8 protein-coding genes are annotated in these 13,671 nt (G+C 64.6%); 4 read left to right on the top strand and 4 right to left on the bottom strand.

From position 1 onward, the window contains the following. Positions 1 to 12: 12 nt before the first annotated feature. Together KRZ98_RS06755 and KRZ98_RS06750 are read left to right on the top strand one after the other, a co-directional pair. The gene (locus tag KRZ98_RS06755; protein WP_254798159.1) at positions 13 to 1,842 is read left to right on the top strand and encodes a potassium transporter Kup; all 1,830 of its coding nucleotides are present in this window, start codon (positions 13 to 15) and stop codon (positions 1,840 to 1,842) included. A gap of 52 nt (positions 1,843 to 1,894) precedes the next feature. Then, a complete protein-coding gene (locus KRZ98_RS06750; RefSeq protein WP_217672899.1) occupies positions 1,895 to 3,760 on the top strand; it encodes an ABC-F family ATP-binding cassette domain-containing protein in 1,866 nt (621 codons plus the stop codon). 4 nt (positions 3,761 to 3,764) lie between these two features. On the opposite strand, the gene KRZ98_RS06745 is transcribed toward KRZ98_RS06750, so the two are convergent. Next, positions 3,765 to 6,656, bottom strand: coding sequence for a CHAT domain-containing tetratricopeptide repeat protein (locus KRZ98_RS06745; RefSeq protein WP_217672934.1), 2,892 nt, complete (start codon positions 6,654 to 6,656; stop codon positions 3,765 to 3,767). A 115-nt stretch (positions 6,657 to 6,771) separates the two neighbouring features. Continuing rightward, positions 6,772 to 8,289 carry a cysteine--tRNA ligase gene (locus tag KRZ98_RS06740; protein ID WP_217672898.1) on the bottom strand — a complete coding sequence of 506 codons (1,518 nt, stop codon included), beginning with the start codon at positions 8,287 to 8,289 and terminating at the stop codon, positions 6,772 to 6,774. 293 nt (positions 8,290 to 8,582) lie between these two features. Here KRZ98_RS06740 and KRZ98_RS06735 point away from each other — a divergent pair, with 293 nt between their 5' ends. After that, complete coding sequence (locus KRZ98_RS06735; RefSeq protein ID WP_368389792.1) at positions 8,583 to 9,293, top strand: Bax inhibitor-1/YccA family protein; 711 nt, start codon at positions 8,583 to 8,585, stop codon at positions 9,291 to 9,293. A 4-nt stretch (positions 9,294 to 9,297) separates the two neighbouring features. Then, complete coding sequence (locus KRZ98_RS06730) at positions 9,298 to 9,591, top strand: zf-TFIIB domain-containing protein (protein WP_217672897.1); 294 nt, start codon at positions 9,298 to 9,300, stop codon at positions 9,589 to 9,591. A gap of 161 nt (positions 9,592 to 9,752) precedes the next feature. On the opposite strand, the gene polA is transcribed toward KRZ98_RS06730, so the two are convergent. Together polA and KRZ98_RS06720 are read right to left on the bottom strand one after the other, a co-directional pair. Further along, complete coding sequence (gene polA / locus KRZ98_RS06725) at positions 9,753 to 12,533, bottom strand: DNA polymerase I (RefSeq protein WP_217672896.1); 2,781 nt, start codon at positions 12,531 to 12,533, stop codon at positions 9,753 to 9,755. Positions 12,534 to 12,631: 98 nt separating this feature from the next. Next, positions 12,632 to 13,426, bottom strand: a complete 795-nt coding sequence (locus KRZ98_RS06720) for a LytTR family DNA-binding domain-containing protein (protein ID WP_217672895.1) — start codon at positions 13,424 to 13,426, stop codon at positions 12,632 to 12,634. Between the last annotated feature and the right edge of the window lie 245 nt (positions 13,427 to 13,671).

The following is a 13,671-nucleotide window of genomic DNA, read 5'->3' as shown; positions in this document are numbered from 1 at the left end:
CCCACGCTGGCGCTGGGGGCGCTGGGCGTGGTGTTCGGCGATATCGGCACATCGCCGCTCTATGCGCTCAAGGAAAGTTTCGTCGGCCATCATCCGCTCGCTGTCGATCCGCTGCATATTTATGGCGTCCTGTCGCTGATCTTCTGGACCATGATGCTGGTCGTCACGGTCAAATATGTGTTCATCGTCATGCGTGCCGACAATCATGGCGAGGGTGGCAGCATGGCGCTGCTGGCGCTGATCGGGCGGCGCATGGGAGAGACGCGCTGGACCCCGGCGATCGCGATGTTGGGCGTGCTGGCGACCGCGCTTTTCTATGGCGACGCGATCATCACCCCCGCCATTTCAGTGCTGTCGGCAGTGGAAGGGTTGACCGTGGTGCAGGCCAGCCTGACACCGCTGGTGCTGCCCATCGCCATCCTGATCCTGATCGGCCTGTTCCTCATCCAGCGCCATGGCACGGCGAAAGTCGGCGCGCTGTTCGGGCCGGTGATGGTCATCTATTTTGTTGTACTGGCGGTGCTGGGCATCACCAATTTGTGGCGGCACCCGGAAATTATCGGGATCGTCAATCCGCTCTACGCCGTGCATTTTTTCGCGCTCGATCCGAAGCTGGCCTTTCTGGCGCTCGGATCGGTGGTGCTGGCGGTGACCGGGGCCGAAGCGCTCTATGCCGATATGGGCCATTTCGGGCGCAAGGCGATCAGCCTCGCCTGGCTCTATGCTGCCCTCCCGTGCCTGCTGCTCAACTATATGGGGCAGGGCGCGCTGATGCTGGACGATCCCGCGACGGCGGCCAACCCCTTCTTCCTGATGGCGCCGGACTGGGCGCGGCTGCCGCTGGTGATCCTGGCCACGCTGGCGACGATCATTGCCAGCCAGGCTGTGATATCCGGGGCATTTTCAGTGACGCAACAGGCGGTGCAGTTGGGCTTCCTGCCGCGCCTGCGCATCCTGCACACCAGCGCCAGCGCGGCGGGGCAAATCTACCTGCCGCTGGTCAACCGCGTGTTGCTGATCCTGGTCATCCTGCTGGTGCTGGGCTTTGGCAGCTCGACCGATCTGGCCGCCGCCTATGGTATCGCGGTGACCGGCACGATGGTCATCACCACCGCCATGATGGGGGTGCTGACCTTCGCCGTATGGCGTTGGCATCCCTTGCTCGCGGGCGGCCTCACCGGCCTGTTCCTGGTCATTGATGGTCTCTATTTCGCGTCCAATGCGACCAAGATCCCCGATGGCGGCTGGTTCCCGCTGCTGGTTGCGGCAATCGCTTTCCTGATCCTGACGACCTGGGCGACCGGGCGCCGGATCATGCGGGAACGGCTACGCGACGGGGCGATGGAGCTGGAGCTGTTTATCAGATCGACGCGCGCGTCGCTGCCGCGGGTGCCGGGCACCGCGATCTTCCTGTCGTCCACGCCCGACGGCGTCCCGCCGGCCTTGCTCCACAATGTGAAGCACAATCGTATCCTGCATGAACGCAACATCATCCTGACCGTGCGGACGCTTGGCGTGCCGCATCTGCCGCTCGATGGCCGGGTGCAGGTGACGGATCACGGCGATGGCTTTTACCGCCTGATCCTGCGCCATGGTTTCATGGAGGAGGTGGATATTCCTGCCTCGCTCAAGGCGGTCGGCGACTGTGGCGGGCCGATCAGGGTGGCGGACAGCAGCTATTTCCTCAGCCGCCAGACGCTGATCGCGTCGCAACGGCCGGGCATGGCGATCTGGCGGGAAAAGCTGTTCGCCTGGATGATCCGCAACGCGGAAAGCCCGATGGATTTCTTCAAGCTGCCCACCAACCGCATCGTCGAATTGGGATCGCAGGTGGAGATTTGAGATAGGGGCGCAACCCCCTTCCCTGCGCGCGGCTTCCTGCTAAAGCGCGCCCATGCTCAATCTTAACGGTATCACCGTGCGCCTTGGTGGCCGCATCATCCTCGACCGCGCCAGCGCGGCGCTCCCCCCGCGCAGCCGGGTCGGCCTGATCGGTCGCAACGGCGCGGGCAAGTCCACGCTGATGAAGGTCATGATCGGCCAGCTCGATCCTGACGATGGGAGTTGCGACATGCCGCGCGACACGCGGCTGGGCTATATCGCGCAGGAAGCCCCCAGCGGCACGGCGACCCCTTTCGAAACGGTGCTGGAGGCGGACAAGGAACGCGCCGCGCTGATGGCGGAGGCAGAGCATACCGAAGATCCCGATCGCTTGGGCCATATCTATGAGCGGCTGACCAGCATCGACGCCTATACCGCGCCCGCCCGCGCCGCGCGCATATTGGTGGGCCTCGGCTTTGACGAGGAGATGCAGGGTCGCCCGCTCGACAGCTATTCGGGCGGCTGGAAGATGCGCGTGGCGCTTGCCTCGCTGCTCTTCTCCAACCCCGACCTGCTGCTGCTCGACGAACCCTCGAACCATCTCGACCTTGAAGCGACGATGTGGCTGGAAAATTTCCTCAAAGCCTATCGCGGCACGGTGGTCGTCATCAGCCATGAGCGCGACCTGCTCAACAATGTCGTCGATTATATCCTCCATCTGGAGGGCGGCAAGGTGACCCTCTATCCCGGCGGCTATGATGCGTTCGAGCGGCAGCGGGCCGAGCGCCTGGCCCAGCTTGAATCGGCACGGGTCAAGCAGCAGGCCGAGCGCGAGAAATTGCAGGACTATGTCGCGCGCAACTCCGCCCGTGCATCGACCGCCAAGCAGGCGCAGTCGCGTGCCAAGGCACTGGCGCGGATGCAGCCGATTGCCGCGGCAATCGAGGATCCGACGCTGGCGTTCAGCTTTCCCAGCCCGCCCGAATTGCGCCCGCCGCTCATCACCATGGATATGGCGGCGGTCGGCTATGGCGACACGCCGATCCTGCGCCGGGTCAATCTGCGCATCGACCCGGACGACCGGCTGGCGCTGCTAGGCCGCAACGGCAATGGCAAGACGACGCTGGCCCGCCTGATCGCGGCGCAACTCGCCCCGATGGAAGGGCAGATGCAAAGCTCGTCCAAGATGCAGGTCGGCTACTTCACCCAATATCAGGTGGAGGAACTCGACGTTACCGACACGCCGCTGGAACATATGACCCGCGTGATGAAGGGGGCAACCCCCGGCGCGGTGCGGGCACAGCTCGGCCGCTTTGGCTTTTCGGGCGAGCGGGCGATCCAGAAGGTCGGCTCCATGTCGGGCGGCGAGCGGGCTCGGCTGGCGCTGGCGCTCATCACCCGCGATGCGCCGCATCTGCTGATCCTCGACGAACCGACCAACCATCTGGACGTCGACAGTCGCGAGGCGCTGGTGCAGGCGCTCAACGATTATAACGGCGCGGTGGTGATCGTCAGCCATGACCGGCACATGATCGAACTGGTCGCTGACCGGCTGGTGCTCGTCGATGGCGGCACCGCCCAGCCGTTCGACGGCAGTTTGGAGGATTATACCGACATCGTCTTGCGCAAGGCTGACGGCAATAGCAGCAGCGACGCGCCCAAGGTGGATCGCAAGGCCGACAAGAAGGCGGCGGCGGAATGGCGCGAAAAGCAGAAGGCGCTCAAAAACGCCGTTTCGCGCGCCGAAAAGGAAATGGCGGCGCTGATCGCAGAGCGCAAACGGATCGACGCGGTGCTGTTCGATCCCAAGGCCGCCACCGGAGCGGAAGCAAAGATGACGACCAGCGAACTGATGGTGAAGCGCGCCGCGGTGGAAAAGAAACTGGAAGCCGCCGAAGAAGTCTGGATGGAAGCAGGCGCAGCGCTGGAGGCAGGCTGAGCCGTCAGCGCCCGACCAGAATGAACGGTGCCCAGATATAGGGTTGCGCTGCGTCTGGGCGGTCTGACCGCATCAGTTTCAGCATCGCCTTTTGCAGGGCAACCGCGCGTGGCGTTCCCGCATTGGCGGCTTTCACCGTCTCCAGCGTGACGAAGGCGCTGGCATCGTCGCGCACCGGCCAGTGCGACACCAGCAGCGATCCTGCCCCGGCATAGCGGAACGCCTGCGCCAGTCCCGAATAGGCGGGGGCCTGCGCGCTGTCGCCTGCCGCTGTGTTGCAGGCCGACAGGATCACCCAGTCCGCGCCGATCCGCATCGCCGCGACCTCCGAAGCGGTCAGCAGCCCGTCGTCGCCGGTGCCGGGGGCGGGCGGGGACAGGACCAGCGCCGGTTCGGTCACCCCCTCCATCTGGCCGCTGACCAGACCGTGGGTCGCAAACAGGATGACGGAATAGGGGGCCAGATCCTGTCCGCGCAGTGCCGCCTCGCTCGCCTGCGCGCCGACCAGCAGTGTGGCGCGGTCGGTGCCGAAGCGATCCGCCACAGCGCGCAGTTCGGCCAGCGATCCGGGCAGCGACGGCAGTTGCGACAGCGCGGTCGCGTCCGCCGTGCCGCCGCGAAAATAATGGTTGGCGGCGAGCAGCACCGGCGCGGCGGGTCTGGTTGCGGCTGCAAAGGCGTCGGGCGCGCCTACGCCCAGAAAGCTCTGGTTGCGCATCGCGATCCGCTGCGGTGCCGCAGTGCTGGTGGCAAAGCCGGGCTGCACCTCGATCGCGAAGCGGCGGATCAGCCAGGGCGTGTCCCGGCCTACCGCCACGACGGGCCGCTGCGGCAGCATCGCAAAGGGCAGCGAGGCGAAGGCACCGGTGGGCACGATCCGCAATGCCTTTGCCTTGCCCAGCCGAGCGAGGATCGTGGGCGTGAAAATCTGGGTATAAAGATCATGCGCCGCAGTCCGGTCGAACCCGTTGGGGGTCATCGCGCCGCGCAGCCGATCGACCAGTGCGACCATGGCGGCGCGCGCCAGCCCCGTGCGCTCGACGGTCGCGCCATCGGCATTGACCGCCAGCAGATAGACCCCGTCAAAGGCCGGCATCACCGCCAGCAGCGCCTCGTTCTGCGCCAATCCCGCGCGCAGCGTCGCAAGGTCGGGCCGGACGCCGCCGCGCGCCTCGACCCAGCGGGGATAGTCGCGGGCGATGGCGGCGCGTTCGGCCTCAGCAACACTCTCCACCGTGGCGCGGGCCACGCGGGCGGCCTCGACATCTTTGTCGGTGGCCAGTGCCTTGAGCAGCACGCTGTCCGCGCTGGCCAGCGCCTTCAGCTTATCTTGCAAGGTGCGGACCCGCGCGGCGAGGGCGGGATCCGCAACCAGACGTTCCGCGACCAGCCGGTTAGCTTGGGCAATGCGCGATCCCGCCAGGATTGCCATCGCGTCCAGCGCCAGCGCGGGGTCATGCGCCTGCACCGCGATCTTGAGGATCGTGTCGAGCGCGGCGCGCTGATCTTCGTTCAGGTCACCATCATCGTCGAGCGACTGGCTTTCGCGCAGCAGTCCGGCCATTTGGCGCGCCGCCGCGACGGCATCGCCCCCTTGCGCCCAAGCCGCCAGCATCGCGGCATTGGCCAGTGCGAAGGCGGGCGCATTGTCGATCTGCCGGGTTTCGCGCAAATAATCGGCGGCGGCGACCCGCGCAGCATCCCCCTGCCCAGTCGCGATCAGAGCCGGGACGAGCAGCGGATAGACCCGCTGGCCCATGTCGCGATCGCTGGCCGTGGGGGTGCGGACACGGGCCATGGCCGTGCGCGCGCGCTCGATCGCTTCGTCCGGCCGTCCCGAAGCCGCGCTGGCGAGTGCCGCGAAGGCCAGCGCACGGGCGCTTTGCGGGCTATTCTCCCCCTCCACCGCCCGAAAGCCGCGCTCCGCCTCCAGAAACAGCGGTTCGGCGTCGCTATAGCGTTCCATCGGCAACAGCACGCCAGCCATATTATAGAGGCCGAAATGGTAGAAGAGGCTTTTGGTCCCCATCGTCTCGCGCTTGATGGCGATGGCGCGCTCCATATAGTCGATGCTCTCGACCCGCCGCCCGGTCCGCGCCAGCAGCAGCCCCAGCATTTCCAGTGACCGATGATAGCTGGGATGCTTGCGATCGACATGGTCGGTCGCGGTGTTGACCGCCAGCCGCGCATATTTTTCCGCCTCGACCAGCCGTGCCGCGCGATAGAGCATCTGCGCATAGGTGTAGGTAGAGGCAACCGTGTCGGGATGGTTGGGACCAAGGCTGGTTGTTCGCGCCTCCAGACTGGCGCGCTGGGCATCGACCGCTTCGCCATTGCGCCCCAGCCGCGAGAGCGCCTGCGCGTGGGAAAAGGCGATGTTGGACTTGAGCATATAGTCCGCTTCGCTGAGCGCCTTTGGTCCGACACGGGCGAAATAACCGTCGGCATAGGCGCTTGCCTGCGCCAGTGTTTCCGCACCGGCGGCGACATCGCCAATCATCGACTGGACATAGCCCTTGACCGACATGCCCTCCAGCCAGGGGATGGGATAGGCGTCGCGGAACGGGGCGATCAGCGCCAGCCCCTTGTCGACATTGGCCAGAGCGGACGGATTTTTCCCCTCGATCTGGTCCATCGACCCCAGCTTGATCAGCCCGACGCCCGCCATCGGGTGCGGATGGCCCGCGACCCTGACCTTCATCCCCGCATCGCGCAGCGCGGCCCAGGCGTCGCGGGTCTTTTGCGACATCGACAGGGCGAAATCGTCATTTTCGAACAGGGTTGTCGCTTTTTGGTCGAGCGCGCGCAAATGGGCGTGGCGCGGATCGGTGGCACTGAAGCCCGCGACCGTCTGGGCGTCGGCAGGCAGCGAAGGCACCGCCGCCAGCGCCAGCATCATGGCTATCCTGCCTGCCCAAAGCCCCATCGCCCGTCCCCCGACTCTGCCCCTGCGACATGCTTTGCGGGCGCGGAGGCTTTGGCGTCAAGTTACAAGCGTTTGCGCCGGGATGTCACGCCAGGGTTAGACGCCAGTCCCAGCGCAGCGGATCGCCATCCATCACATCAACCCCGCGCGCGATCAGGGCATCGCGTATCTCATCCGACAGGGCGAAATCCTTGTCGGCGCGGGCCGCAGCACGGCGTTCGAGCTGCGCGTCAATCTCGTCCGGCGTGATCAGCGCATCCTTGGGCTGGACGCGCAGGTCGGCGCGGGTCAAGGTCATGAGGTTAAGGCCCAGCGCCGCGTCGAAGGCCGCGATCAGGCAGAGTTTCTCATCCACCGGCACCTTCTTGAGCGCAATCGCCTCTTCCAGCAGCGGCAGCGCACGCGGCGTCATCAGGTCGTCGCTGATCGCGGCATCAAACTGTTCCAGCAATGGCGCCAGCTTCGGATGCATGTTGGCGCGCAGATAGTCGAGCCGGGGCGATTGCCACGTCACCCCTTCGGCGCGGGCCTTCAAACCCTCGACGCCCATGACCAGTCGCTTCAGACGGGTGAGCGCCGCGCCGACACCCTCCGCGCTGAATTCCAGTTCGCTGCGATAATGAGCGCCCAGGCACAGCAGCCGATAGGCCAGCGGATGCACGCCTGCGTCGATCAGCGAAAAGAGGGTGGTGAAACCGCCCTTCGACTTGCTCATCTTGCCGCTGCGATCGACCAGAAAATTATTGTGCATCCACCAGCGCGCGCCGGTGAACCCGGCTTCCGCCGCACCGACATCCGGGCCGCAGCAGGCATGGAAGGCCTGATTCTGGGCAATCTCGTTGGGATGATGGATTTCGCGATGGTCGATGCCGCCGGTATGGATATCGAACGGGTGGCCCAGCACTGCCTGGCTCATCACCGAACATTCCAGATGCCAGCCCGGCGCGCCTTTGCCCCATGGACTGTCCCATTCCATCTGCCGCTGTTCGCCGGGCGGCGACTTGCGCCAGATCGCGAAGTCGGACGGGTTGCGCTTGCCCGCCACCGGGTCGATCCGGGCGTGCGCGGCATCGTCCCGCCCACCGGCCAGCGCGCCATAATCGGGCACGGTCGCGCTGTCGAAATAGAGCCCACTGTCCAGTTCGTAACAATGATCAGGAGCGATTTTCTCAGCAAATGCGATCATCTGCGGTACATAGTCGGTGGCGACCGTCCATTCGCTCGGCGCGATGATGTTGAGCTCGGCGATATTCTGTTTGAACGCTTGCGTATAATGGGCGGCAATGTCCCAGATGCTCCTGGCGCTGGCCCGCGCCGCAGCCTCCATCTTGTCATCGCCAGCGTCCGCGTCGCTGGTCAGGTGGCCGACATCGGTGATGTTGATGATATGGGTCACCGACAGCCCTTTCCACAGCAAGGTCCGCCGCAGCGTGTCGGTAAAGACATAAGCGCGCAAATTGCCCAGATGCGCATAATTATAGACGGTCGGGCCGCAGCTATAGACGCGCGCATGGGCTTCCTCGATCGGCGCGAAAGGCTCGATCGTGCGGGTCAGGCTGTTGAACAGGCGCAGCGGCGCGGTGATATGCTGGTCATCGGACATGGCGCAAAGCGATGGCGCGAAGCGGCGCAGGGGTCAATCCTCCCTGTGCGACCCACCCATTTGTAATAAAATGTTGCGTTGGGGTCCGCCCCTTGCACCTGTGCGTTCCTCCCCCAATATGATCGACGCGGGCCGGGCCCCTCTGACGCGCTGGACTTCCCCCCTTGTCCAGCCGTGATGTCGGACCGCATCGGGTGCGCCCGGTGCAGGTTTTGCGGCAATTTCCCCCTAAATGCCGCAGGAGACCGCACCGGGCCACTCGAACCACAATGTGATGGATGGAGTGACCCCAAGTGAATAATCGCGTTCCTTTGCCGGGCTATGGTGCGAGCCGCACGGCGCAGACCGACGCCGGACTGCGCGCGCACATGCTGGGCGTTTTCCGCAATATGGGCCTGGGTCTGGTGATCACCGGGCTGGTCGCGGCATTCATCGGCAATACGCCGGTGCTGGCCGCCGCGATTTTCGGCACGCCGCTTAAATGGGTGGCGATCTTCGCGCCGCTGGCCTTTGTCTTTTTCTTCAGCTTCCGTATCGAAAAGATGACGACTGCGGGCGCGCGCATGGCCTTCTGGGCATTTTCCGCCGTGATGGGCGTGTCGCTGGCCAGCATCTTCCTGGTCTTCACCGGCGGCAGCATCGCGCAGGCCTTCTTCTCGGCTGCCGTCATGTTCCTCGGCATGGCGCTGTGGGGCTATACCACGCAGCGTGACCTGACGAAGATGGGCAGCTTCCTGATCATGGGCCTGATTGGCATCATCGTCGCCAGCCTGATCAACATCTTCATCGGATCGTCGGCGATGGCGATGGTCATCTCGATCCTTGGCGTAGTGATCTTCACGGGCCTCACCGCCTGGGATACGCAGCGGATCAAGTCGGACTATTTCGCCTATGCGGGCCATGAAATGGCGGCGAAGATGCAGGTGATGGGCGCGCTGTCGCTATACCTGAACTTCGTCAACCTGTTCCAGATGCTCCTCAGCCTGACCGGCGAGCGGGAGTAAGCGGATGCGGGATCAAGCGGCCGTATCGGCCATGCTCTGCCCGGTCTGTCATGTCGGATTGGCAATGACGGACCGGCAGGGGGTAGAAATAGACTATTGCCCGCAATGCCGGGGCGTGTGGCTGGACCGGGGCGAACTGGACAAGATCATCGAGCGGGCAGCGGGCGACGCGGTTGCGCCAGCCCGGCCAGCACCCTTCGCCCAGCAAAGCTACCGCCCAGACCGCGATTATCGCGACGACGGGCGGGGCTACCCGAAAAAGCGCAAGAAGAGCTTTCTGGAAGAGTTGTTCGATTGATGGAAAGGCCGGTCCTGCGGAGCTGGCCTTTTCTGTCCCCACGACCCGTCATTCCCGCGCAGGCGGGGATCCAACTCACGTCAGTAGCCGGGCGGGAGATGGGTTCCCGCTTTCGCGGGAAAGACGGAAATGGACGTCGCGGTCGTCTCCGTTTCAGCCCCTCAATGCGCCGCGCCCCAACTCGGACCCGTGCCGATCTCCACGCCAAGCGGCACGCTCAGCTTGACGATCGGCTCTGCGGCGCTTTCCATCACGCTGCGGATCACCGAGCTGGCCGCGTCCACGTCGCCCTCCGGCAGCTCGAACACCAGCTCGTCATGCACCTGCAACAGCATCCTGACGCCTGGCAGTCCCGCCGTTTCCAGCGCCGGTTCCATGCGCGCCATCGCCCGTTTGATGATGTCGGCGCTGGTCCCCTGAATCGGCGCGTTGATCGCGGCACGTTCGGCGCCCTGCCGTTCGTGCTGGATCGATGCGCGGATACGCGGGAACCAGGTCTTTCGTCCAAACAGAGTCTCGGTATAGCCGCGTTCCCGCGCCTTCTCGATCGTCTCGTTGATATAGATGCTGATGCCGGGGAAGCGTTCATAATATTTGGCGATCATCTCCTGCGCCTCGTCCGCGCTGATCTCCAGCCGCCCGGCCAGCCCCCAGCGCGAGATGCCGTAGAGGATCGCGAAGTTGATCGTCTTGGCCCGACCGCGCGTGTCGCGATTGACCTCACCGAACAGCTCCTTGGCGGTCGCGGCGTGAATATCCTCGCCCGCCGCGAACGCATCCTTCAGCGCAGGCACATCGGCCATATGCGCGGCCAGCCGCAGCTCGATCTGGCTATAGTCCGCCGCCAATATGACATTGCCGGGTTCGGCGACAAAGGCATGGCGGATCTGCCGCCCGACTTCGGTGCGGATCGGGATATTTTGCAGGTTGGGATCGGTCGAGGACAGCCGCCCGGTCTGCGCGCCTGTCAGCGAGTAGCTGGTGTGGACCCGACCCGTATCCTTGTTGATCTGCGCCTGGAGCGCGTCGGTGTAAGTGGACTTCAGCTTGGAAAGCTGCCGCCATTCCAATATTTTGCTGGCAATCGGTGCGCCCTGCGCCGCCAGTTGCTCAAGGATGGTGACGTCGGTCGAATAGGCACCCGACTTGCCCTTCTTGCCGCCCTTATAGCCCATCTTGTCGAACAGGATCGCGCCTAGTTGCTGGGTCGATCCGATCGCGAAGGGTTGCCCGGCCAGTTCGTGAATCTCCGTCTCCAGCGCCGCGATGCCGGCCGTAAATTCCCCCGACAATCGCGCCAGATGCTCCCGGTCCACCTTGATCCCGCGATGCTCCATCCGCGCGATCACTGGCACCAGCGGGCGGTCGACCAGTTCATAGACGCGGTTTGCGCCTTCATTGGCCACCCGTGTCTTGAACAATTTCCACAGACGCAGCGTGACGTCGGCATCCTCGGCGGCATAGGCGGTCGCCTTGTCCAGCGGCACTTCACCGAATGAAATCTGGTTCTTGCCGGTGCCGACCACTTCCTTGAAGCTGATGCACTCATGGTCAAGATGCGTGCGCGCCGCTTCGTCCATGCCATGACCCGACAGGCTCTGCCCGGCGTCGAGGTCGAAGCTCATGACGATCGTGTCGTCAAAAGGGGTGATGGCGATGTCGTGCCGGCGCAGCACGGTCATGTCATATTTGAGATTCTGCCCGACCTTCAGGACCGCATCATCCTCCAGCAGGGGTTTGAGTTTCGCCAGCACTGTCGCCAGCGGCAATTGCGCCGGTTTTTCGGCAAACATGTCGCGCCCGCCATGGCCGACCGGAATATAGCAGGCCTTGTTGGGACCGGTGGCGAGGCTCACGCCTACCAGCTGGCACGACACGCAATCGAGCATGTCGGTTTCGGTGTCGACCGCGACGATCCCCTCCGCCGTCGCCAGCGCGATCCAGCGGTCGAGCGCTTCCTCGCTCACCACTGTTTCGTAGAGGCTGCGGTCGATCGGCGGCTCCTGCGGCGCGACCGGGGTGGCGACGGGTTCCGGCACACCAGAAGCAGCGGCAGCCACCGCCACCGCAGCAGCAGGCGCGCCGAGCCGGTTGAGCAGCGTCTTGAAGCCATGATGGGTCAGGAATTCCTGCAAGGGTTCCTTGGGAATGCCCTTGAGCGCCAGATCCTCCAGCGGTTCGGGCAGATCCATGCTGTCGTGCAGCGCCACCAGCCGCCGCGACAGCCGCGCCATGTCGGCATGGGCGATCAGATTTTCCTGCATCTTGGACTTTTTCATCGCAGGCGCTGCTTCCAGCGCCGCTTCCAGCCCGCCATATTCGACGATCAGCTTGGCCGCCGTCTTGGGGCCGATGCCCGGCACGCCCGGCACATTATCCACGCTGTCACCCATCAGCGCCAGCACATCGCCGAGCAGTTGCGGCTCCACCCCGAATTTGCCGACGACATAATCGGCCCCGCGCCGCTCATTCTTCATCGTGTCATACATATCGACGCCGGGCTGGATCAGCTGCATCAGATCCTTGTCCGAGCTGACGATCGTGACATGCCATCCTGCTGCAACGGCGGCCTTGGTGTAGCTGGCGATCAGGTCGTCCGCCTCATAACCTGCTTCCTCGATACAGGGGAGGGAGAAGGCGCGGGTCGCGTCGCGGATCATCGGGAATTGCGGGACCAGATCTTCGGGCGCAGGCGGGCGGTTCGCCTTATACTGGTCGTACATGTCGTTGCGGAAGGTGTGCGATCCCTTGTCCAGGATCACCGCCATATGGGTGGGGCCTTCCGCCTTGCCCAACTCCTCGGCCAGCTTCCACAGCATGGTCGTATAGCCATAGACAGCGCCCACCGGCTGGCCATGCTGGTTGGTGAGCGGCGGGAGCTGGTGATAGGCGCGGAAAATATAGCCGCTGCCATCGACGAGATAGAGGTGATTCTGGGTCATGGGGAGGGGATAGAGCATCGCGCAGAAAAGTGGGAACCGCTTTTCTGCATCAGCGATGCGACCATAAAATTGCCGGTTATGCCGTCTCCCTCCAGTCGTCAGGCCGACAGAAAGCCCGACTGCTGGAGCCGATCGACCGAATCGCGCGCCACCGGCACGCGCAGACCGTTTGCCAGCCGGATTTCCCGGTTGCGCCCGCTGCCCAGCGTTTCCGCCACAGCATCACGTGCGACCCACCAGCTGCGATGGGTTTGCTCGCCCGGCGTCGCGTCCATTTCCGCAATGGCGTCGCGCAGCCGGATGAGCAGCAATTCGCTCTGCCCCCGGCCGTGGACGCGGACATAATGATCCTCGCTCTCCAGCGCGGCAATATCGCCGGTAAAGCGCGGGCTGAGCCGGGCGTAGAGGCGCGGACGGCTGGCAGCCGGGACGCCGCCCTGCGGGGGCGTCGCAGCCGGGATGATTCGCCGGGACATGGTGCCATCGTAAAAGCGCAGCAGATGCGCGTCCGCCCGATCGGCCCAGGCGGCGACGACCATGATCAGCGCCGCGCACAGGGCGGTGAAGGGTAGCAGGCCGCTAAAGCCGCCCAGCCGGCGCACTTCCTCCATCCCCGCCCATTCCCACAAAAGCGCCATGGGAATGCTCGACAGCATCAATCCGCAAAAGACGATGGTGCCGTGCGGCAGCGCGGTCGCGCGGGCCAGCCAGCTCCAGAAGATCATCGTCGGCCGCACGACGATATAGGCCCCCAACAACAACAGGCCCCAGCGCCCGGTGCGATGGACGAAGTCGCCGGCCAGATAGGTGCCGAACGGTCCCAGAAAGCCTGCGATCGCCGCCAGCGGCAGCATCGCCCATAGTTCCAATATCGTCCGCCGCAGCCGTTTCACGGATCGTCCCCTCCCGTTCGCGAAGCGCGAACCGCCACTGTCGCGCTTTTCTGGGGATTTTGAAAGGGAATCGCTGCGTGACGCAATCGGGCTTGCGCGCAAATCGCCAGGGCGCAGGAGCAGTCGGGCAACAGGGTGTCGCCGGATGGTCCGGTCACCCACATTATCAGAAGGATGGTTTCATGACCCAGTATCTCAAGCCCGCCAATATACTGATCGCGCTTGGCGTCGCCTTCCTCGGCCAA

The organism is Sphingobium sp. AS12 (genome assembly GCF_019097845.1).
Taxonomy (GTDB): Bacteria; Pseudomonadota; Alphaproteobacteria; order Sphingomonadales; family Sphingomonadaceae; genus Sphingobium.
The sequence above is the reverse complement of the archived record's forward strand: the minus strand, read 5'-3'. Positions and strand labels throughout refer to the sequence as shown.

What these genes read in the sequence shown, in the direction of transcription:
- KRZ98_RS06730 (WP_217672897.1), top strand. Translation starts at nt 9,298, where the DNA reads ATGCGGGATCAAGCGGCCGTATCGGCCATGCTCTGCCCGGTCTGTCAT.
- polA (WP_217672896.1), bottom strand. Translation starts at nt 12,533, where the DNA reads ATGACCCAGAATCACCTCTATCTCGTCGATGGCAGCGGCTATATTTTC.
- KRZ98_RS06750 (WP_217672899.1), top strand. Translation starts at nt 1,895, where the DNA reads ATGCTCAATCTTAACGGTATCACCGTGCGCCTTGGTGGCCGCATCATC.
- KRZ98_RS06745 (WP_217672934.1), bottom strand. Translation starts at nt 6,656, where the DNA reads ATGCTGGCGCTGGCGGCGGTGCCTTCGCTGCCTGCCGACGCCCAGACG.
- KRZ98_RS06740 (WP_217672898.1), bottom strand. Translation starts at nt 8,289, where the DNA reads ATGTCCGATGACCAGCATATCACCGCGCCGCTGCGCCTGTTCAACAGC.